Below are 26,120 nucleotides of genomic sequence, written 5' to 3' on the forward strand. Positions count from 1 at the left end.
TTAATTGACAAATTTAGAAGTACGCATTTTCAACAAAATGATAAAACAAATATCTCAACTTTCAAAAATTAATACCATGATTAATTTATTTCCGAATTCTGGAAGACTTAACCAAACTTCTTTTTCTATGCAAAACCTTTTTAACTGGTTGCCAAAATCAATTTTTATATTGATTGCATTCAGTGCAGGTTTTTGTCAAAACCAAATTGCAGCACAGGAAGCACTAAGACCTGAAGCAGCAATGGAAGCTAAAGTAAAACAGACACTAAAGCAAAATGCTGAGTTAATCCGTTTTATGGAGAATAAAGGACAACTTAATAATAAGGATATCCTTTATTACTTAGAAGGAAAGCAAGGTACGGTATATATTGAAAAGAACAAAATTCGTTTTGTTGCTAAAGAATATGTCACAAAACTTCGTGAAGACAAGAAAGAAACCGAAAGATTTCTTACAGGTATTCACAATTTTACAGTTCGTATGGAAGGCGCAAACCCTGAGCCAAAACTTAAATTGGGGAATTCGTTTTCTACAAATTACAATTATTTCTTAGGTGAAAAATCCAGTGATTGGGTATCTGGTGTGAGAGCTGCAAAAGATCTTACCTTAGAAGATATTTATCCGGGTATTGATATTCGTCTATATAGTAATGCGGATGGTTCTCTTGAGTTTGACTGGATCATGGATGCCGGTGCAGACTTCAATAAAATTAATATGTTATTTGAAGGACAAGATAAATTGTCTGTTGGAAGAAGTGGAGAATTAAAAGTTGGATTGCGTTTTACAGATGTGAAGTTTAATGTTCCAGAATCTTATCAGGTAACAGAATCTGGTAAACAACTTGTAAATTTTGCATTTAAAGCAGATGACAATAGAGTTACATTCAAAACAAAATCAAAAATTGATCCTCAGTATCCATTAATTATTGACCCAGTTTTAAGTTGGGGTACATTTATGGATGGTAATGATCCGGATTTTGACCAATATTTATTTGGTATTCAGGTAGACCCAATTGATGGTACTGTTTATTGTGCTGGAGCTACCAATCGTCAAATTTCAACAAGTTCACCACCTTATGATGCAAATGGGTATTTAAATGTAATTACTGGCTTTGGTACGGGTGCAAATCCTCGGGTAGCCATTGTATATAGAGTGAGTAGCTCAGGAAATGATTTAATAGATTTAACACTTTATGGACCAAATTCAGTTGGTGGCAGCGATCAGGTGGCTGCATATGGTTTAAGTTTATCTGATAATCGGGTGTTTATTAGTGGTAGAACGACTGTTGATTTACCAATGACTGGTGGTCCATTTGATGGAACCCGTGATGGTAATGATGGTTTTGTGGCAATATTTTCTAGAAATTTAGGAACCTTGCATTACTCCACTTATATAGGTAGTTCTGGGGCAGAAGATGTTGGAGTACCTTCTATTCGAGCAATTAATGATAATACCTATGTATTATGCGCAGCAGTTACTGCAGCATTGCCCGGAGCATATATCAGTGGAGGATCTGCAGATGGAACATTTGGAGGTACAAGTGAAGGTTATGTTGCAAAGTTTAATACGAACAATATTTTAGAGTGGGGTACTTATGTCGGAGGTTCTGAAGAAGAGACTTTAAATGATGTTGAAGTTTTTACTGATGGTAGAGTAGCTTTTGGTGGTTGGGGTAATAATACAGATGCCAGTATGACTGAATTTAGTCCGGCCTCTTCTGGTTCAAATAACAATGGAAATTTAGATGGTCTTATTGGGGTTTTGACGGATGACGGCAGTGCTTTTAATTACCTTGAAGAAATTGGAGGTGGAAATGCGGACAAGATTAATGATGTTGAAATTATAAATGGTATTATGGCCTTTACAGGTGCTGCCGAAAGCGGCTTTCCAACAACAGCAGGGGTAGTTTATCCTAGCAATGCTGGAAATATTGACATGATATTAGGGGTTGTAAACACAAATGGTGGATCTGGTTACAAAGCAACCTATTTTGGTGGATCTGGGGCCGATAGAGGAGCTGGTGTGCAAAAAGTTTTTCAGGTGCAGTGTGATGGAACAGAAGAAGCATTTCTTTTGGTTTTTGGAACCTGTGAATCTGGAATCCCAACAAAAAATATAAATGGGGATCCATTTTTTGATTCTTCAAATAATGGTGGTTTAGATATGTTTTTTGCAGGATTTAATGATAATTTGACAACCTTAAATTACGCAACAAATATTGGAGGTCAATACAACGACTATTTAGGAGATACAGGAGATCCAAGAGGTGCAAATCATTTATGGGTTAAAGGAGCCAATATTTATGTTGGTACCACTACACATAGTGCTTCGCATTCACCTACCATTGTAAGTGGTGGATTTGATACCGGAAAATCAAATACAGCAAATCCAACTTCGGATGATACCCATGTACTTTTCTCAATTCTTTTTAGTTCCCTTTTAGAATCAGATTATAGTGATGCACCCGCAAGTTATGGTGCACCATCGCACACTTTAGATTGTGCACATATTCGAATCAATACTTTGGATTCTGAAGCTGGAGCTACTCCAGGAGTCAATGCAAATGGAGATGACTTAGCAGGTTTGGATGATGAAGATGGAATCAGTGTATTTCCTGTATATCAAGCTGGCGGACCTCAAACAATCAGTATAACAGCGAATGGTATATTAAATACTACCGGATTTTCAGCTACTTTGTTTGGTTGGATCGATTTTAATAATGATGGAATGTTTTCTGCATCAGAAGCTGCTACAGTTTCAGTTGCGAATGGTTTCTCAGGATCCAAAACATTAATTTGGACAGGGGTAACAGTGGCTGGTACACCATCCAATCAATATTTAAGATTGCGTCTTACTTCAAATGCATTAAGTGATGACGGTTCAACGGCTTCTTTGGATGAACGTTCAACGGTGTCAGCTGGAAATGGTGAAGTAGAAGATTATTATATATGCGTGAAGCCTACAGCCGGTGTAAATAAAACAGTTTCTTGTGCTATATTACCTGGTGGCTCAGCCACTATGACAGCAACAGGAACTGGAACCTGGGCTGCTAAAGCAGGAAATCCAGGTACTGCTACTATTACGAATACAAGTTCACCAACTACAACAATAACAAACTATAGTGTAGCAGGTGATTATTTTTTCATCTGGACAAATTCAACAGGTTGTGCTACAGATACCGTAATTGTATCCGTTACTGCCAAACCAAATGCAGGTACAAATAAAACTTTAACCTGTGCGGAATTGCCAGGTGGATCCGTTACGATGTCAGGAACTGGAGCTGGAACCTGGACTGCACAAGCTGGTAACCCAGGCACCGCAACCATTACAGATGATAACGATCCCGTTACAACGATAACAACGTTTTCAGCTGCTGGTACGTATAATTTCATATGGACCAATGCAAGCAATTGTACAGATACCGCAAGTGTTACCGTAACTGCAAAACCAGATGCTGGTGATGACAAAACGGTAAGCTGCGTGATTACATTCCCAGGGGGTTCCACAACAATGAATGGAACTGGGACTGGAACCTGGACTGCACAAGCAGGAAATCCAGGAACTGCGACAATTACAAACGCGAGTTCCCCAACAACAACGATAACAACATTTAGTGCCGCAGGTACTTATAATTTTATTTGGACCAACGGATCTTGTAAAGACACAGCAAGTGTTACTATTACTGGTAAACCTAATGCTGGTGTTGATAAAAACGTAAATTGTGTTGCAACGTTCCCAGGTGGTTCAACTGTAATGGCTGGAACAGGAACGGGAACCTGGACTGCACAGGCAGGAAATCCAGGCTCTGCAAACATCGTTACACCATCTTCTCCAACAACAACAATAAATACATTTACAGATGATGGAGATTACTTCTTTATTTGGACGAACGGTACTTGTACAGATACAGCGAAAGTTGTTGTAACTATGAAACCAAATGCTGGTGGTAATCAAAACGTAAATTGTGTAGCTGTTTTCCCAGGTGGCTCGGCTACTATGGCTGGAGTAGGAACAGGAACCTGGACTGCCCAAGCAGGAAATCCAGGAACCGCGACAATTTCAACTCCTGGTTCACCAACTACTAATATTATTAATTTCAGTGCTGCAGGGACTTATAATTTTATTTTTACGAATGCAAGTAATTGTACAGATACAGCAAGTGTAATTGTGACTGGAAAACCAAATGGTGGAGTAGATCAGAATGTAAGTTGTGTAACTTCTTTCCCTGGCGGTTCAGCAACAATGGCAGGATCCGGGACTGGAACTTGGACTGCACAAGCAGGAAATCCAGGAACAGCAACAATTACAAATTCAAGTTCGCCAACAACTACTATAACTAATTTTAGTGGCGAAGGAACTTATCATTTTATATGGACTAATGGGGCATGTTCAGATACTGCAAGTGTGAATGTATCTAAAGGACCTATTGGTTCGGCAACACCTCAAACAATTTGTAGTGGATTTACTACAAGTGTAGCCTTAAATTCTACAATACCAGGTTCTACTTTTACCTGGACAGCAGCTTTGCAATCCGGTTCAATTACTGGTTTTAGCAATTGTGCTGGAGCTTGTGGAACTACAATTTCTCAAACCTTAACGAATACATCAAATGCAGTTGCAGGTGTTGTAAGATATACAGTTACACCAACAGCACCAAATGGTTGTATTGGTAATCCATTCACAGTGGACGTTACTGTAAATCCAAAACCTGTAGGTTCTGCTTCAAATGAATCTATATGTAGTGGTGGAACTACGAATGTTTCACTGAGTGCTACCGTTCCAGGAACTACATTTACCTGGACCGCTGCACAACAATCCGGTTCAACAATTACTGGGTTTAGTAATTGTGCGTCAAGTTGTGGTATTACAATTTCACAAACTTTGACAAATACGAGCAATGCAAATCCAGGAGTAGTTCGATATACCATTACACCAACGTCTCCAAATGGTTGTATAGGAAATACTTTTACAGTAGATGTTACGGTAGATCCAAAACCTCAAGGTTCGGCTGCTCCTCAAACTATTTGTAGTGGTTTCACTACCAGTGTTGGTTTGAGTTCAACAGTTGCAGGAACAACATTTACTTGGACAGCGGCACAACAATCTGGTTCTGCTATAACAGGATTCAGTAACTGCGGTGGTGCATGTGGTGCCACGATTGCTCAAACCTTAACGAATACAAGCAATGCCGCAACAGGTGTTGTTAGATATACAGTCACTCCTACTACTCCAGCAGGATGTATTGGCAATGCCTTTACAGTAGATGTTACCGTGAATCCTTTACCGATTGTAACGGTTGCAACAACACCTTCCTGTATCGCTCAAAATAATGGTACTGCTACCGCAAATGTATCTGGTGGCTTAGCACCTTATTCTTATAACTGGAATAATGGCCAGGTTACTCAAATTATTTCTGGCTTAGGAGCAAGTACCTATTCTGTTACTGTAACAGATGCTAACGGCTGTTCAAAAACTGCTAATGGCGCAGTTGTTGAACAAGGAATTTCAAGTTTAACTGCAGTTCCTGGTCCTTGTAATTCTTCAAATAATACCTATAGCCTTACAGGTTCTATGGTCTTATTAAATGCACCAAATTCTGGTACTTTAACAGTTAGTGTTGGAGCCACGCAACAAGTATTCAACGCTCCATTTACAAGTCCTCAAGCCTACGTTTTAAATGGTTTAATAGCAGATGGTGCTGTACATACAGTGACTGCTATTTTTAGTGGTGGAACGAATTGTTCTAAATCAACAAACTATACTGCACCTGTTAATTGCTTACCAATTATTACACATACTAAGAGTTTCACTTCTGCTACGCAAACTGGAGCTTATACTTATGATGTTGTTTATAAAATTAATGTTAGTAATAGCGGTGGTGCTGGACAATATGACTTAAGTGATTTTCCATCATTCGATGATGATATTGCAATTAATAACGCATCCTATACAACAACAGCTCCTGGAAATCCAGGTGGTGTTCTAGGTGGAAGCGGACCTTGGTTATTAGCAAATGATCAAGCGATCGCTGCAGGTGCTTCGCATATGTTTACACTTACCGTAAATGTTACAATTAATCTGAATGCAAGTTCAGGTGGAAATAATGTTTATACAAAATGCGGACAAGCAATTCCAGGGAATCCATCTCCGGGAGAAGGTTTGTATAATCTTTCAAAATTAGATACAAATAATGATGGAACACCAGAAGAAACTTATGAAGCTTGTGGTGATTTACCATATGTTACACACGATAAAACATTAGCGAGTATAGTTCCACTTGGTGGAAATATGTATAATGTTACCTACCAAATTGTAGTTAAAAATCTTGGTGGTGTCAATTCGCAATATGATTTAGTAGATCAAGCAGGATTTGATGATGATATTACCATAAATAACACAACATACACTTCAAATGCCCCTGGAAATCCAGGTGGTCCTTTAGCTGGTAGTGGTCCATGGACCATGGCAAATAATCAAGCCATTGGAATTGGTTCTACCCATACTTATAATTTAGTTGTAAAAGTCACTTTAGATTTGAATGTTGGTTCTGGAGGTGATAATGTTTATAAAAAATGCGGACAAACAATTCCAGGTACTCCGGTAACAGGTGAAGGTTTATTCAATAAATCAAAAATAGACACAAATGATGATGGTACCTATGAAGAAACCGATGAAGTTTGTGGAGATTTACCGTACATTATAAGTACTAAAACATTAACAAGTATTACACCTTTAGGCGGTAATATGTACAATGTAGTTTACCAATTAGTGATAAAGAATTTAGGTGGTGCTTCAGGTCAATATGATTTGAATGATACTCCTGGATTTGATAACGATATTACGATTAATACTGCTTCTTATACTTCAAATGCACCTGGAAATGCAGGTGCTGCTTTAGCAGGAAATGGACCTTGGTCATTAGCAAATGATCAGGCAATTATTAGTGCAGCAACACATACTTATACACTCACTGTGAAAGTTACCTTAGATTTAACTCCAGGTACAGGTGGCGATAATGTATATACAAAATGTGGACAAGGAACTCCGGGAAATCCATCACCAGGTGAGGGATTATTTAATGAATCCAGTATGGATAGCAATAACGACGGAATTCCAGAATCTACTAATGAAGTTTGTGGTGATATACCATACGTAATTCATGATAAAACATTAACTAGTATTTCTCCTCTTGGTGGAAATATGTACAATGTTGTTTATCAAATTGTAGTAACAAATTCAGGTGGTGCTACGGGTCAATATGATTTGACAGATACTCCTGGTTTTGATGATGATATTGCAATAAATAGCGCATCTTTTACAACAACAGCTCCTGGCCCAAGCGGTGTTCTTGCTGGAAGTGGTCCTTGGGTTTTAGCCAACGATATAAACATTAGCGCTGGAACAAGTTATACCTATACCCTTACAGTAAAAGTTACAATTGATTTATCTGCAGGTTCTGGTGGTAACAATACCTATACAAAATGTGGTCAGGGAACTCCTGGTGATCCAACATCTGGCGAAGGATTGTATAATGAGTCTAAAATAGATAGCAATAATGATGGTGTGCCAGAACAAAAAGATGAAGTTTGCGGCGACCTTCCATACATTACGCATGATAAAACCATTGCTAGTGTTACACCTTTGGGTGGCAACATGTATAATGTTACTTATAAAATTGTTGTTCAGAATTTAGGTGGTGCATCAGGTCAATATGATTTGAAAGATATACCAGGTTTTGATGATGATTTCACAATTAATACGGCATCTTATACTTCAAATGCTCCTGGAAATGCAGGGGGTGCATTGGCAGGAACAGGACCCTGGACTTTAGCAAATAATCAGGCGATTATTATAGGAGGTATACATACTTATAACCTGTTGGTAAAAACAACTTTGGATTTAACTCCAGGTTCAAGTGGTGATAATATTTATAAAACATGTGGTACTGCGATTCCAGGGGATCCATCTCCTGGAGAAGGTTTATACAACCAATCTACATTAGATACAAATGATGATGGTACACCGGAAGAAACAGATGAAGTTTGTACGGATTTACCATTTATAACAAATACAAAAACAATAACTGGTATCACTAATTTAGGTGGTAATATGTACAATGTTACTTACCAAATGGTAGTTAAAAACCAAGGTGGTGTTTCTGGTCAATATGATTTAACAGATATACCAGGTTTTGATGATGATATTACCATTAATAGCGCATCATTCACTACAACTGCACCTGGAAATCCTGGTGGAGTATTAGCAGGAATAGGACCCTGGACATTAGCGAATGATCAAACAATTTTAGCCGGTGCTACGCATACATTTACACTTACTGTAAAAGTTACGATTGACTTAACTGCAACATCCGGTGGAAATAATGTATACACAAAATGTGGACAGGCAATTCCAGGCGATCCAACATCAGGTGAAGGTTTATATAATCAAGCAAAACTGGATTCAAATAATGATGGTGTTGCAGAAGATACAGATGAAGCCTGTGGTGATTTGCCATATGTAATTCATGACAAAACTTTAGTAAGTATAGCTCCATTAGGTGCTAACATGTATAATGTAACATATCAGGTAATCGTTACAAATTCAGGTGGTGCAGTAGGTCAATATGATTTAACGGATACTCCTGGATTTGATGATGATATTACAATCAATACTGCATCTTATACATCCAATGCTGCAGGAAATCCTGGTGGTCCGTTAGCAGGTGTAGGACCCTGGGCTTTATCGAATGATCAAAATATTACTGCTGGAACTAGCCATACATATACCTTGGTTGTAAAAGTTACATTGGATCTTAATCCAGGTTCTGCAGGAGATAATATTTATAAAAAATGTGGACAAGGCACACCTGGTGATCCAACATCTGGAGAAGGTTTATACAATGAATCAAAAATTGATATTAATAATGACGGAACACCAGAACAACGGGATGAAGTGTGTGGAGATCTTCCATTTATCACACATGATAAAACGATTGCAAGTGTTGCTCCATTAGGAGGAAATATGTACAATGTTACCTATCAAATAGTGGTTAAAAACTTGGGTGGTGCAACAGGTCAATATGATTTAACTGATATTCCAGGATTTGATGATGATTTTACAATTAATACAGCATCTTATACCTCGAATGCTCCTGGAAATGCAGGAAGTGGATTAGTTGGAATCGGTCCGTGGATTTTAGCAAATGATCAAACGATCTTTGCTGCGGCAACACATACATTTACATTAGTTGTAAAAACAACCTTGGATTTAACCCCAGGTTCTGGTGGGGACAATATTTATAAAACTTGTGGTACTTCTATACCAGGAGATCCATCACCAGGAGAAGGTTTATACAATCAATCAAAATTAGATAGTAATAATGATGGTACTCCAGAAGAAACGGATGAAGTTTGTACGGATTTACCATTTATAACAAATACAAAAACAATCACAGGTATTACACCTCTTGGTGGTAACATGTACAATGTTACCTATCAAATGGTAGTAAAAAATCAAGGTGGTGTATCTGGTACCTATGATTTAACAGATGTTCCAGGATTTGATGACGATATTACAATCAATAATGCATCCTATACTACAAATGCTCCACTTAATCCAGGTGGTGCACTAGCTGGTACGGGTCCATGGTCATTAGCAAATGATCAAGTGATCTTAGCAGGCGCAACGCATACGTATACACTTACTGTAAAAGTTACACTTGATTTAAGTGCAACATCCGGTGGAAATAATGTCTATACAAAATGTGGTCAAGCGATACCTGGTGATCCAACATCCGGAGAAGGATTGTATAATCAGGCAAAACTAGATACAAATAATGACGGTATTGCTGAAGATACAGACGAGGCTTGTGGAGATTTACCGTATATCACACATGACAAAACAATTGCAAGTATTGCACCATTAGGTGGCAATATGTTTAATGTTACCTATCAAATTGTTGTTAAGAATACAGGCGGAGCAAATGGTCAATACGATTTGACAGATACTCCTGGCTTTGATGATGATATTGAAATTAATACTTCTTCTTATACTTCTAATGCTCCAGGGAATGCTGGTTCTGGATTAGTTGGTGTCGGACCTTGGTTATTAGCCAATGACTTAGCAATTATTGCAGGTGCAACACATACATACCAATTAGTAGTTAAGGTAACTATAGATTTAGGCCCAACTTCTGGTGGAAATAATAGCTATACTAAATGTGGACAAGCTACACCAGGGGATCCAACATCTGGAGAAGGTTTATACAATGAATCAAAAATAGATGCTAATAATGACGGTGTTCCAGAAGAGAAAAAAGAAGCTTGTGGTGATTTACCATTCATTACAAGTTCTAAATCTATAAGTTCAATATTACCTTTAGGAGGTAATATGTTTAATGTTACTTACCAAATGGTAGTTAAGAATATTGGTGGAGCAACAGGTACTTATACTTTAGTTGATGCACCAGGTTTTGATGATGACATCGCCGTTAATACAGCAAATTATACTTCAACTGCCCCAGGAAATCCAGGATCAGCATTAGCTGGAGTCGGACCTTGGACATTAGCAAGCGCCCAATCTATTTTAGTTGGAGCAACCCACACCTATACGCTTGTAGTAAAAGTTACACTAGACTTAACAGCTGGTTCTGGTGGAAATAATGTGTACACAAAATGTGGACAAGGAACACCAGGGGATCCAACATCTGGAGAAGGTTTATATAACCAATCCAAAATGGATAGTAATAATGACGGTACTCCAGAAGATGTGGATGAAGTGTGTGCGGATATTCCATTTATCACACATGACAAAACAATTGCAAGTATTGCACCATTAGGAGGAAACATGTATAATGTTACGTACCAGATAGTTGTTAAAAACTTAGGTGGTGCAAATGGTGAATATGATTTAAGTGATATTCCAGGATTTGATGATGATATTACAATTAATACTGCTTCTTATACATCGAATGCTTCAGGAAATCCAGGGGGTGCATTAGCAGGAACTGGTCCATGGACATTAGCAAATAATCAAGCAATATTAGTTGGCGCAACACATACTTATTCTATAATTGTAAAAGTTACTTTAGATCTGAATCCAACATCTGGTGGAAATAATCTGTATACAAAATGTGGACAGGCAACACCTGGTGATCCAACATCTGGAGAAGGCTTATACAATCAATCTAAATTAGATAGTAATAATGATGGTACCCCAGAAGAAACGAAAGAAGTATGTGGAGACCTACCATTTATTACAAGTACAAAATTATTAACAGGAATCGCTTCCTTAGGTGGAAATATGTACAATGTAACCTACCAATTGACAGTTAAAAATCTTGGTGGTGCAAATGGACAATATGATTTAACAGATATTCCAGGATATGATGATGATATTACAATAAATACCTCATCTTATACGTCAACTGCTCCAGGAAATGCTGGCGGACCATTAGTTGGTTCTGGACCTTGGACATTAGCAAATGATCAGGCAATATTGACTGGTGCCACGCATACGTATACATTAACAGTAAAAGTGACCATTGACCTAAGTGCCGGTTCTAGTGGAAATAATGCATACACAAAATGTGGACAATCAACACCAGGTAATCCAGCTCCAGGAGAAGGCTTATATAATGAAGCTAAAATGGATAGCAATAACGATGGCGTTCCAGAAGAGACACCAAAAACTTGTGGAGATCTTCCTTATGTGATTCATAATAAAACCATTTCAAGTATAGCTCCATTAGGTGGAAACATGTATAACGTTACCTACCAAATTACAGTTAATAATAATGGTGGTGCAACGGGTGTTTATGATTTAACAGATATCCCAGGTTTTGATGATGATATCGCAATTAACACAGCTTCTTATACATCAACAGCTGCAGGAAATCCAGGTGGACCACTAGCAGGGGTTGGGCCATGGATTTTAGCGAATAATCAGACAATCATTGCGGGTGCAAGTCATACTTATACTCTTGTAGTAAAAGTTACACTTGACTTAACAGCTGGTTCGGGAGGTAATAATGTTTACACAAAATGTGGACAAGGAACTCCAGGTGATCCGACATCCGGTGAAGGTTTATATAACCAATCTAAAATTGATCATAATGATGATGGCATTCCAGAAGAAACAAAAGAAGTTTGTGGAGATATTCCATTTATCACGCATGACAAAACAATTGCTAGCATTGCACCATTAGGAGGAAACATGTATAATGTTACCTACCAAATAGTTGTTAAAAATTTAGGTGGTGCAAATGGTGAATATGATTTAAGTGATATTCCAGGATTTGATGATGATATTACAATTAATACAGCTTCTTATACATCGAATGCTTCAGGAAATCCAGGGGGCGCATTAGCAGGAACTGGTCCATGGACATTAGCAAATAATCAAGCAATATTAGTTGGCGCAACACATACTTATTCTGTAATTGTAAAAGTTACTTTAGATTTGAATCCGACATCTGGTGGAAATAATTTGTACACAAAATGTGGACAAGCAACACCTGGTGACCCAACATCTGGAGAAGGATTATATAATCAATCTAAATTAGATAGTAATAATGATGGTACACCGGAAGAAACGAAAGAAGTATGTGGAGACCTACCATTTATTACAAGTACAAAATCATTAACAGGAATCGCTTCCTTAGGTGGAAATATGTACAATGTAACTTACCAATTGACAGTTAAAAATCTTGGTGGTGCAAATGGACAATATGATTTAACAGATATTCCAGGATATGATGATGATATTACAATAAATACCTCATCTTATACATCAACTGCTCCAGGAAATGCTGGCGGACCATTAGTTGGTTCTGGACCTTGGACTTTAGCAAATGATCAGGCAATATTGAATGGTGCCACGCATACGTATACATTAACAGTAAAAGTGACCATTGACCTAAGTGCCGGTTCTAGTGGAAATAATGCATACACAAAATGTGGACAATCAACACCAGGTAATCCAGCTCCAGGAGAAGGATTATATAATGAAGCTAAAATGGATAGCAATAATGATGGCGTTCCAGAAGAGACACCAAAAACTTGTGGAGACTTGCCATATGTAATCCATGATAAAACAATTGCAAGTATTGCTCCATTAGGAGGTAATATGTTTAATGTGACTTACCAGATTGTTGTAAAAAATAATGGTGGTGCAAATGGAGTATATGATTTAACAGATATCCCAGGCTTTGATGATGATATCACTATTAATAGTGCATCTTATACATCAACAGCTGCAGGAAATCCAGGTGGACCATTGGCTGGGGTTGGACCATGGGTATTAGGAAATAATATTGCAATAACTGCAGGTGCAACACAAACCTATACATTAATAGTAAAAGTTACACTTGACTTAACAGCAAGTTCTGGAGGAAATAATGTGTACACAAAATGTGGACAAGGAACTCCAGGTGATCCGACATCTGGTGAAGGTTTATATAACCAATCTAAAATTGATCATAATGATGATGGTATTCCAGAAGATACAAAAGAAGCTTGTGGAGATTTACCTTCGATTACACATGATAAAACACTGACTTCTATTACACCACTTGGTGCCAATAAATATCAGATAAATTATCAGTTAGTTGTTAAAAATCAAGGCGGTGCAATAGGTCAATATGATTTGACAGATATTCCAGGTTTTGATGATGATATTACAATTAATACAACCAGCTTTACTTCAAATGCTCCAGGAAATCCTGGTGCTGCATTAGCAGGAACTGGTCCGTGGTTATTAGCTAATAATCAATCCATATCAGCTGGTGCAACGCATACTTACCAACTCGTTGTGAAAGTAACAATTGATCTGAATCCTTCGTCAGGTGGCAATAATGTTTATAATGCTTGCGGAGCTTTAATTCCTAATAAACCAGTTGCAGGTGAAGGATTATTTAACAGATCAACGATGGACAATAACGACGATGGTATAGCTGAAGAAACGCGTGAAGTGTGCGGTGATTTACCATATGTAACAAGTACAAAATCTCTTACCAGCATTGCTCCTCTTGGTGGTAATATGTATACTGTAACCTACAATATTGATGTAAAAAATATTGGAGGTGCAAATGGTCAATATGATTTATTAGATGTCCCTGCTTTTGATAATGATATTACCATAGGAACTGCTTCTTTTGCTTCAAACGCACCTGCTAATTCAGGAGCAGCTTTAGCTGGATCAGGTCCATGGACATTAGCAAATGATCAGAATATTCTAGTGGGCGCAACTCATAATTATACAGTAACTATAAAAGTTACAATTGATCTGAGACCTACTTCAGGTGGAGATAATGTTTACAAACAATGTGGACTTGCAGTTACAAATGATCCATCTCCAGGAGAAGGATTATACAATGAGGCAAGAATGGATAATAATAATGATGGTACTCCAGAAGAAGTAGATGAAGCTTGTGGCGATTTACCATATGTTACCAATACCAAGACCTTAACAAGTATTACACCATTAGGTGGAAACATGTTCCAGGTAAATTATCAAATCGTAGTTAAAAACTTAGGTGGAGTAACCGGACAATACAATCTTACGGATGCACCAGGATTTGATAATGATATTACAATCAATAATGCATCCTATAGCTCAAATGTAATTGGAAATCCAGGAACTGCTTTAGCAGGAAGTGGACCCTGGACATTAGCTAGTGATCAAATAATTGCAGTAGGTGCAATTCATACTTACCAATTATTGGTTAAGGTTACGATGGATTTAAATCCAGGTTCTGGTGGAGATAATGTGTACACTAAATGTGGACAAACAGATCCAGCCGGTCCAAAAGCAGGAGAAGGATTATTCAATGAATCGAGAATTGATTCAAATGATGATGGAACTCCGGATGATGTAAGTTCTACTTGTGGAGACATTCCTTATGTTACCAGTACAAAAGTATTGTCAAGCATTATTCCTTTAGGTGGAAATTCATACAATGTAAATTACACACTTGAAGTTAAAAACTTAGGTGGTGTGAATGGTCAATATGATTTATTTGACGCTCCAGGATTTGATAATGATATTGCTATAAATAATGCAAGTTATACTACTACTGCTCCTGGAAATCCAGGTGGTGCATTAGCAGGTAATGGACCCTGGACTTTAGCAAATGATCAGGCAATTCTTGTTGGAGCTACACATACCTATCAATTGACTGTAAAAGTTACCTTAGATTTGAATCCAGCATCTGGTGCTGATAATATTTATACAAAATGTGCTCAGTCTACACCAGGAGATCCTAAATCAGGAGAAGGTTTATATAATGAATCCAGATTAGATAATAATAATGATGGTACACCAGAAGAATTGGATGAGGCATGTGGAGATATACCTTATGTTACACATGATAAAACAATTGCTTCCATAATTCCTGTTGGTGGAAATGCATATGATGTTAGCTACCAAATCGTGGTTAAAAATTTAGGTGGAGCTAATGGTCAATATGACTTAACTGACATACCTTCATTAGAAAATGATATTACCATTGGAACTGTTTCTTATACTTCTACAGCACCTGGAAATGCAGGTGGTGCATTAGCTGGAACGGGTCCGTGGAGTTTAGCAAATGATCAGGCAATTTTAACGGGTGCAACACATACCTATGTGGTAAAAGTTAGAGTTACCATAGATTTAAATCCTGGTTCAGGTGGTGATGATGTATATCTGAAATGTGGTCAATTAATACCAGGTACACCTACTCCGGGAGAAGGATTGTTCAACAGATCTAAACTGGATTCCAACAACGACGGAATTCCAGAAGAAACCGATGAGATTTGCGGAGATCTTCCATATGTAACAAGTACAAAGACCTTGACTAGTATAAATCCATTAGGTGGAAATATGTATCAGGTAAATTATAAATTGATCGTTAAAAATCTTGGAGGTGCTTTAGGTCAATATGACTTGAAAGATAATCCAGGTTTTGATAATGATATTGCAATTGGAAGTGCTTCCTTTACTTCTGATGCTCCAGGAAATGCTGGTGCAGCATTAGCAGGGACCGGTCCATGGACATTGGCAAATGATCAGAATATTCTCGTTGGAGCTACACACAATTACGATTTAAGCGTGAAAGTGACCTTAGATCTAAGACCGGGAACCAGTGGTGATAATCTATATAAAAAATGTGGACAATCAACACCAGGAGATCCAACTGTAGGAGAAGGTTTATACAATGAATCTACATTGGATAATAACAATGATGGTACACCGGAAGAAAAGGATGAAGTATGCGGTGACATTCCTTATGTTACCAGTACAAAAACAATCGTAAGTACGGCACCATTAGGAGGCAATATGTTCCAGGTAACATACAAGATTGAAGTGAAGAATCTTGGAGGTGTTGTTGGAGTTTACGATTTGTCTGATGCTCCGGGATTTGATGATGATATCGTTGTTGGAACTGTAAGTTATACTTCTACAGTACCTGGAAATCCAGGTGGACCATTAGCAGGCGCCGGACCTTGGAAACTTGCAGATGATCAAGCGATTGTAGTTGGAAATGTACACACCTATACGCTTACTATGAAGGTAACAATTGACTTGAATCCAGGAACTTCAGGAGACAATGTTTACAATAAATGTGGACAATCTTCTCCAGGAAATCCAAAGAAAGGTGAAGGTTTATTTAATGAAGCCTTAGTGGATTCTAATAATGACGGTGTAACGGATGATACAAGTAGAATATGTGGTGACTTACCATATGTAACAAGTACAAAAGTGCTTACAAGTACCACTGCTTTAGGTGGAAATATGTATCAGGTAAATTACTTGATTCAGGTTAAAAATCTTGGTGGTGCTGTTGGGCAATACGATTTAAAAGATGTAACGGGATTTGAAGATGACATTACTATTGGAAGTGCTAGTTACACATCAACAGCTCCTGGAAATGCAGGTGGCGCTTTAGCTGGTGTTGGACCATGGACTTTAGCAAATGATCAGAATATAGCAATTGGTGCAACACATGATTATGTGGTTTCTGTCAAAGTAACAATTGATATGCGTTCAACTTCTGGTGGTGATAATGTTTATAAAGCTTGCGAGTCAACAACTCCAGGCCAACCAAAAGCAGGTGAAGGATTATATAATAAAGCTGTTTTGGATAATAATAATGATGGTACTCCTGAAGAAACGGATGAAGCTTGTGGTGACTTACCATTTGTGACACACGAGAAAATTTTCAGTAGCGTATCCTTGCTTGGAGTAAATATGTTCCAGGTGAATTACAAAATCGTTGTTAAAAATCTTGGAGGTGCAGTAGGTCAATATAATTTGATCGATGCTCCTGCTTTTGATGATGATATCGCCATTAGCAATCCTAGTTACACTTCAAATGCACCTGGGAATGCAGGTGGTAATTTAGCTGGAAGTGGACCTTGGACATTAGCCAATGATCAATCTATTGCAGTTGGTGCAACACATACTTATGACTTAACTGCGAAAGTGACTTATGATGCCACACCAGCATCTGGTGGGGATAATAAATATAAAAAATGCGGATTGTCAAATCCAAATCTTCCAGTAGCCGGCGAAGGTTTATTTAATCAGTCAAGGTTAGATAATAATGATGACGGTATACCTGAAGAAACGGATGAAGTATGTGGTGACTTACCGGATATTGCAAAATACGGTAGTAAAGTTTGGAATGACCTGGATGGTGATGGTAGACGGGAAGCAGGCGAACCTGGAATTCCAAATGTTACCGTAATCTTATATGATGCAGTTACAAATGTTGCAGAACGGGTAACGACAACAGATGCAAACGGAAAATATTTGTTTGAGAATTTGAAATCCAAAGCATATTATGCAAAATATGTATTGCCTTCTGGCTACGTATACACAATTCCTAATGTTGGCTTGGATTCATTAGATAGTGATGTTGACGGAAGTAATGGTCCGGGTACAAATGGAACTACTGTGCTTGATTTTGGTGAAGAAGAATTGATAAATGATGTTGGTATGTTCCAGTGTGCAACCATAAGTGGTGATGTTTGGTTTGATTTGGATATGGATGGTATTTACGATCCAGCTGAAAAAGGTATCAATGGTTTAAGAGTATATATCATTGATGCGATGACAGGTGCGACGGTAACAACATTAACAACCAGTGTTAAACCAGGTACTCCATCAGATGATGGATACTATATCGCGAGTTGTTTAAAACCTGGAATGTATTACGTGAAATTTGAAAGACCAGGACATTTGGGTGCAAGCGAACCATACAAAGGAACAAATCCAAATAAAGACAGTGATATTTCACATGAAAATGGTGTAAATACTACTAAGAAAATTACTTTAAATCCGGGTCAGAATGTGCTCAATGTGGGTGGTGGATTCCAAACAAAATCCATTGTCGGAGATAAAGTATGGATTGATAAGAATTATAACGGATTACAGGATAATGGTGAAGTGCCATTACCAAACGTTAAAGTTGCAGCTTACAATAGTAAAGGAACAATGGTTTCTGAAGGTACAACAGGAATTGATGGACAGTTTGTGTTGGATGGAATGATTCAAGGTGACTACTATGTTAAATTTGAAGTTCCTAATCAGGCTTACGGATTTACGGTTGCTCATGCAGGTGTTGATGATATGGATAGTGATGTTGACGGAACGAATGGTTATGGTACTACAAAAATGTATCGTATACTATCCGGGGAAGTTAGACCTACTATTGATGCAGGTGTAGTTGCGCAGGTACTAGCAGTAGATTGGTTAAGTTTTGACGGACAGTACAACGGAAACTTTACAGAATTAAACTGGAGTACAAAAGTGGATATTAATAATCACCACTTTGTGGTTGAGCGTAGACATGAATCTGAAACTGATTTCAAAGAAATCGGAAATGTAGATGCAAATCAGGATTTCAATCTTGCACAGCACGATTATGATTTTGATGATTATGATGTAAACTTGTCTGGTGTTTATTACTATCGTATTAAACAAATTGATAAAAACGAAAGATTTACATACAGCCGTATCATTTCAATCCAGGTAAAAGTAGATGAGTCATTGAATGCATTCATTTATCCAAACCCAGTAAATGATAAGTTGAAAGTAGAATTGTGGTTACCAGAAGACAGTGAATTGGAAGCTAAAGTGTTTGATAATACTGGAAAAGCAGTATTGGTTGCTCCTTTCAGTGAATTCAAAACAAAAGGTAAATACAATGAACTTCTTGAAACGAGTAGTCTGGTTCCTGGTCAGTATGTACTTCAAATAAAAACAACTTCCGGAGTGATTAATAAAAAGTTTACCGTTTCTAGGTAACAAAATATTAATCAATGAAAATAAAAGAGCTTATTCCTTTGGGAGTAAGCTCTTTTTTTTATGCTAGTTATTGGATGTTATACCAATTGTTTTTATAACAATGTCCTATCTCATTAATAAATTACAATGTTTAATGCCACAGGTTACAAATACCAAGCTTAAATTAACGTATGGATTTATTGGACTAAAATATTTGTCCAAGTGGTAATAATTTTTGAATACCACCAGTAGTTTTACAAATGAAGTTTCACTATTTTTCAGAAAGTAGTTTCCTCAATATTCCGATTTAAAATATTAGTAAACTAAAATAAGATTGTTTGCAGTGATTCCAATTTTATAAGGCACATCTGAAACACTGCAATTAGAAAAATGAAAACATTTAAATACAGTTAAACCGATTCATACGTTCCATTATCTAACTTACTTGTATGCAATAGGCCAATAAAAAATTTGCCATTTCAATCCTCTAAAACGATGTAATATTCAAAGCATGTTGTAATACCTCATTCATCTGTTTAACATAAATAAATTCCATTCCTTTCAGATGATCTGGATTTACCTCTTCAACATGTGCTTTATTATCCTTGCAAAGTATGATCGTTTGGATTCCAGCTCTTTTTGCAGCAAGTATTTTTTCTTTTATCCCACCTACCGGTAACACCTTTCCACGTAATGTTATTTCTCCGGTCATTGCTAAAAATGGTTTAATCGGCTTTTTCTTAATCGCAGAACACATCGAACTCAACATGGTAATACCAGCTGATGGACCATCCTTCGGTATAGCACCTTCCGGAACATGAATATGGATATCTGTATTTTCAAAAAAATCAGCGTCGATTTGTAATTCGTCACTATGTGCTTTTATATAACTTAATGCAGTGGAAGCAGATTCTTTCATTACATCTCCAAGGTTTCCGGTTAATACCATCTTGCCTTTTCCTTTTGACAAACTCGTTTCAATATATAAGATATCACCACCGACTCTTGTCCAGGCTAAACCTATCGCAACTCCGGAAGAAAGATTCTCCTGATAATTGTCATTATTAAATCGAGGAATCCCTAATATGTCTTTCAGGTCATTTGATTTAACCGTATAGTTTTTCTTTTTTTCCATTGCAATTTTACTCGCAGCTTTTCTCATGACAGAAGCTAATTGCCTGTTTAAGGTACGCACTCCTGATTCCCGGGTATAATCCTGAATAATGCGCTCTAAAACTTCATCACTTAGTTTTATTTGATTTGATTTTAAGCCATGTTCTGTAATTTGTGATGGAATTAAATGATCTTTTGCAATTTCAATTTTTTCCTCAGTACTATATCCTTGTAATTCGATAATTTCCATACGGTCTAAAAGAGCAGGTTGTATGGTACTTAATGAATTTGCAGTTGCAATAAAAAGAATTTTGGATAAGTCAAATTCAAGATCTAAATAATTATCATGGAAACTAGAGTTTTGTTCAGGATCCAACACCTCTAATAATGCGGAAGAAGGATCTCCTCTAAAATCTTTTCCTATTTTATCAATCTCATCTAAAATAAATACAGGATTTGCAGATTTTGCTTTGCGAATGGATTGAATAATTCTACCAGGCATTGCTCCAATATACGTTTTACGATGCCCTCTGATTTCAGATTCATCATGCAATCCTCCCAAAGACATTCTGATAAATTTTCGATCCAATGCTTTTGCAATAGATTTTCCAAGGGACGTTTTACCAACGCCAGGAGGTCCTACCAAACAAAGTATAGGAGCTTTCATATCTCCCTTTAATTTTAAGACCGCAAGGTGTTCTAGTATTCGTTCTTTGATTTTTTCCAATCCATTATGATCTTGCTCGAGTATTTTTTTGCTTTCATTTAAATCCGATGTATCCTGTGTATATTCATTCCATGGGAGATCTACTAACAAGTCGAGATAATTCATTTGTACAGAGTATTCAGCAACCTGAGGATTCATCCGTTTTAATTTCGACAATTCTTTATCAAAATGTTCCTGAATAGATTTATTCCATTTTTTTGTTGCTGCTTTTGTTTTTAAATCTTCAATATCTTGTTCTTGTGGATCTTGTCCAAGTTCCTCTTGAATAGTTTTTAATTGCTGATTTAAAAAATAATCGCGTTGTTGTTTCTCCAGATCTGTTCTAACTTTAGATTCAATTTGATCTTTAACTTCCAATAATTGTAATTCATTTTCCAAATGTACCAATAGGGTCTCTGCTTTTTTATGGAGATCATCCATTTCAAGTAAAAGTTGTTTTTGTTCTATTGGTATATTTAAATTTGAAGAAATAAAATGTAATAAAAATCGATCATTATTAATATTTCTCAAGAGAACTTGTGCTTCATTTGGAATTTGAGGTGATAATTCAACAATGAGTCTAGATTTTTCTTGTATTGTTTTTATCATTACCTCGTATTCAAGTTTTTTGCCGGAGTTGATATGCGTTCTTTTAACGATGCGGGCTTCCAGGTAAGGTTCTTCTTTTGTCCATTCTTCAACTAAACATCGTTTTCTGCCTTGTAATATTACAGTTTGACTTCCATCAGGCATTTTTAATAATTTAACAATACGCGCAACAGTCCCGGTGGTATACATATCGTTAAAGCCAGGGTCTTCTGTTTTATGATCTTTTTGAGTTAAGACAATAATATATTTTTCGCCATCTTGTGATTTGGTTACTGCACGAATAGATTTATTTCTGCCAACGGTTATAGGAATGATAACACCAGGAAATAAAACCGTGTTTTTTAATGGCATTACCGGTAAAATATCACTAAAATGATCTTCTCGTGTAGGTTCTTCATCATCTGCTACCGCTACAAAAGGTAATAATTCTTCATCTTCATGCAGATTGGAATCAAATATTATATTATTAAAATTCATAATGTATAATGCTTAAATTAAAGCAATTTTATAATTGCAGGGTATAAATTGAAAAATGTTTACAATAGTAGTTTGTCAATCGCCGTGCCATTCCAAGAATCTCAGGATTCTATGACAAAAAGGCTAAAAACTATAGACAATATGTCAAAAAATAATAACAAGATTTGGAAATGAATAGAATTATCTTAACTTTTAAGGTGCGAGTCTTGACACATTCCATTCAGAATTTTCAAGTTGGTAACAAAAACGGTCATGTAATCGACTCTCACGACCTTGCCAAAATTCGAAATAATCAGGGGACAGTTTAAACCCTCCCCAATGTTTGGGTTTTTTTATTTCTTCTGGATGTTGCTCATAGTAAGCAATTTGATCTTCTAATTCCTGTCTACTTGAGATTACTTGACTTTGAGGAGAAATAATAGCTCCAATCTGACTACTTAAAGGTCTTGAGTAAAAATAGTTTTCAGATTCACTAGATTGCAAAGGATTAACCTTTCCTTCAATGCGAATTTGTCTTTCCATTGCATCCCAAAAAAATAATAAACAGGCATTTGGATTTGTAGTAAGTTCTTTTCCTTTTCTACTTAAATAATTTGTGAAAAAAATAAATTCACCATTAAAAATATTTTTTAGTAACACCACTCTGGAAGAGGGCTTAGAATCCAAACCTACGGTTGATAATATCATAGCTGTAGGTTCTTTGACTTCAGATTCTAAAGTTTGGTCAAACCAAATTTTAAATTGTGCTATTGGATCTTGAACTAAATGCTCTTCGCTTAAAATTGCTTTTGTATATTCTTTTCGTATTTGATCCATGGGAGTGGATTTTATAATTTTCCTAAACTTTTATCGAGATCTACTTTAGCCTGAATTAAATTAACTTGAGCTTCCAGAAGATTTGCTTGAGATAAGTAAACATCCCGTTCGGCAGAAGTAACTTCTAAACTCGACCCTACACCTTCTTTAAATTTTATTTTTGAAGTATCATATATCCGTTGTGCCAATGCCAGCGATTTTTTTCTTGAATCAATTGTTAGACTTGCATTTAAATATTGAGTTCTTGCATTTTCAAATTCTAAATGAACAGCACTTTCAAACTGTTTATATTGTAAATTAGATTTGTTCAATAAAGTTTTTGCTCTACTGATTTTTGCTTTTTTATCAAAGCCATCAAAAATAGGCACATTTAAATTTAAGCCTACGGTAGATGTTGGAAACCAATTATTATCATTAGAATCAAATAATTTTGTCCTCTGTAGACTTTGTTGGTAACTTGCAAAGCCATATAAACTTGGCAAATAGGCAACTTTATAACGTTTAATATTTATTTCAGCCAATCTTATCCCTTGCATAATGACAGGATATTCAGGACGCTCCTCAATATTTAATTTAAAAGAAGGATCCATGATTTCAAGATAGGAACGCGTTAAAAATGCATCCAAATTTTCAGATAAACTAAGTGCTTCTGAAAGCGGGTAATTCATCTGAAATTTTAAAACATTCATACTAATAATAGCAATTCGTTCTAATTTTTCATTTTCTGTTATTAAATTCTGAAGCGATAATTCAACGCGATCAACATCTAATTTTTCAATTAAGCCAGCCGTATAAATTTGGCTTAGTTCGTTTTTTACATTTTCAAGATTTGAAATATTTTTCTGAACAAGCTTCTGATTTTCTGCGATGGCTAATGCAGCCAAATATGCTTTTGTAACCTGATATTTTAATTCAGATTCCGATTGGTTGATTTGCTTTAAAATTAAATCTCTGTATAGTCGTTGTGCTTTTAAGCCTACAAAAAAACTACCATCAAACAATAAAGTTGAAAGTTCAAGACCTGCTGTTAAATTATTTTTAGTTCCAAATTGAACAGGCACCCCAGCGCCTATAGCAACATCTCTTCGGGGCAAAAGATTTTCATCAAATAATACATCATAAACGGCTGGTGTTATGAAGTTTGGAAAGATGCTGGTTGGTAATTTAATAAAATAATTATACGAAAGAGAACCAGAAAGTTTAGGTAAACCAATGGCATAATATTCCTTAATTTGTCCATCAACATCTTGAATGTTTGTGCGTTCAATATTTAAGGTATTGCTATTTATACGAGCATAATTAATGGCCTCCTCTAAACTGAAGCGTTTCTGTGAAAAACCAACAGAGAAGAATATAATATATGAACTAAGGATTAATGTGAATTTTTTCATTAATTATTTTTTACAAAGATCGGTAGATCGAATGGAATCAAAAAAATCAAGTTTGTTAACAATTTATTATTCGTTGTGTGTGCTGTCGAAATCATGAAATTATAACTTCGTTTAAAGATCTTGTTTTTCCATATAGATACCTCGCTAAAAGAAATTTTTTCAAAAAGTCTTGTACGAAAATAAAACATGCCTGTTAATTATGAACGAAACTATAAAACGTTTCATGGAAACATGAAAGTACACCAATTAAAACTAATTTTGCATCCATTAGTTTAAAGATTAAGTAAGAAAATGAATTCGAAATTAAAATTGCTTGTCTTTGGTATGTTATTTTATATAATGGCATGTCAATCCAACAATGCAGAAAAGCTCAAAAGTGAGAATTTGTCTGGTTTGGAGCTGTTCAAGAAATATTGTACAAATTGCCATGGAATAGACGGGACCTTAATGACCAACGGTGCTAGAAATCTTCAATTATCCGAATTATCCCTGGATGAACGGATTTTAGTTATCACAAAAGGGAGGAATATAATGACTCGATTTGAAACAGTTTTGACTCCTGAACAAATTGAAGTAGTCGCAAAATATACCTTGGAGTTGAAAGTAATGGAGAATCATGGCAAGTAACAAAGTCTTGATTACTGGAGCGTCTGGATTGCTTGGGATTCCAATAATTCAAAAATTGATTGCACACAAAATTACTACTTCTGCTTTAAGCAGGAAACAGCAATTGGCTTTAGAGGGATTGGAATGGATTCAAGGTGATCTTTTGAATCCCCTAAGTTATGAGTATAAATTGCAAGGTATAGAAACCATTATTCATGTTGCTGGATATGTTTCCTATCAAAAAGAAGATAGAGATTTATTGTATAAAACAAATGTTCTAGCTACCCGCGATTTGATTAATGCTGCCTTAGCTTATAAGGTTCAAAATTTTCTGTATATAAGTTCAGCTTCTACCTTAATTCGATCCAGTGACCTAGCCTTGGTTTCCACACAATCTGCTGGTAATCCTGTATTTAATTCATTTTATGCCGAATCGAAATTTCTTGGAGAATTGGAAGTCTGGAGGGCAGCAGCCGAAGGTTTAAAAGTATGCATCCTAAATCCTAGCTTGGTTTTGAGTAAATATTCATGGGATCATTCTTCGATGCAAATTTTTAATCGGGTAAAACAAGGACTATCGTATTATCCACCGGGAAGTTTAGGACTTGTTTCAGCCGAAGACATAGCAAACATTGTGTTGAAAATTATGAATGAAAGTATTTGGAATCAACAATTCCTTGTGAATGCCGAAACCTGGACCTACAAAGAATTTCTGAATGCAATTGCGAAAGGTCTAAATACTCCAGAAATTAACAAAGAAGCGTCGCTATTTGCAGCAAAGTCCTTATCCTTAATAGAACGCTTTGCAAGCTTTATGAACAAGCAGCATCGATTAATTACGCAAGAAACGATTCAATCTAGTTTTACAAAGTTTAAATATGATGATTTTGCAACAAGCCAAACATTGAATTATAACTATAAGGATATCAAAAACCTGATTGAAGACATCACAGCATTGGGTTAAAAAGGGTTGTTATAAGGTTTGAACATTTATTATAAACCGGGCTGGTGCAGTATTTTTTTAAAATAGGACGGTAATAACTGCAATTATACTCGCAAGCATGTTTAAACAAATAATAAGATAAATATATTACGAATCAATATTTTATATATTAAATAAAATATTATATAAATA

Annotated in this window: 6 protein-coding genes; 3 read left to right on the forward strand and 3 right to left on the reverse strand. The window is 36.3% G+C overall.

The window, feature by feature from the left end:
• Positions 1-76 precede the first annotated feature (76 nt).
• Entirely contained in the window at positions 77-19,288 is a 19,212-nt protein-coding gene (locus IPO86_05870) for a T9SS type A sorting domain-containing protein (GenBank protein MBK9727630.1), read from the forward strand.
• A gap of 466 nt (positions 19,289-19,754) precedes the next feature.
• Here IPO86_05870 and lon read toward each other — a convergent pair whose 3' ends face one another.
• The 3 genes from lon to IPO86_05885 form a co-directional block, all read right to left on the reverse strand.
• Positions 19,755-22,172, reverse strand: a complete 2,418-nt coding sequence (gene lon / locus IPO86_05875) for an endopeptidase La (GenBank protein ID MBK9727631.1) — start codon at positions 22,170-22,172, stop codon at positions 19,755-19,757.
• Between the two features lie 192 nt (positions 22,173-22,364).
• Positions 22,365-22,988, reverse strand: a complete 624-nt coding sequence (gene pdxH / locus IPO86_05880; GenBank protein MBK9727632.1) for a pyridoxamine 5'-phosphate oxidase — start codon at positions 22,986-22,988, stop codon at positions 22,365-22,367.
• Between the two features lie 11 nt (positions 22,989-22,999).
• A complete protein-coding gene (locus IPO86_05885; protein MBK9727633.1) occupies positions 23,000-24,379 on the reverse strand; it encodes a TolC family protein in 1,380 nt (459 codons plus the stop codon).
• A gap of 324 nt (positions 24,380-24,703) precedes the next feature.
• Here IPO86_05885 and IPO86_05890 point away from each other — a divergent pair, with 324 nt between their 5' ends.
• Both IPO86_05890 and IPO86_05895 read left to right on the forward strand, forming a co-directional pair.
• Complete coding sequence (locus IPO86_05890) at positions 24,704-25,006, forward strand: c-type cytochrome (protein MBK9727634.1); 303 nt, start codon at positions 24,704-24,706, stop codon at positions 25,004-25,006.
• The gene (locus IPO86_05895; protein MBK9727635.1) at positions 24,996-25,949 is read left to right on the forward strand and encodes an NAD-dependent epimerase/dehydratase family protein; all 954 of its coding nucleotides are present in this window, start codon (positions 24,996-24,998) and stop codon (positions 25,947-25,949) included. Before IPO86_05890 ends, IPO86_05895 begins: the two co-directional genes overlap by 11 nt.
• Positions 25,950-26,120 lie beyond the last annotated feature (171 nt).

The organism is Saprospiraceae bacterium (assembly GCA_016717265.1).
Classification (GTDB): domain Bacteria; phylum Bacteroidota; class Bacteroidia; order Chitinophagales; family Saprospiraceae; genus Vicinibacter.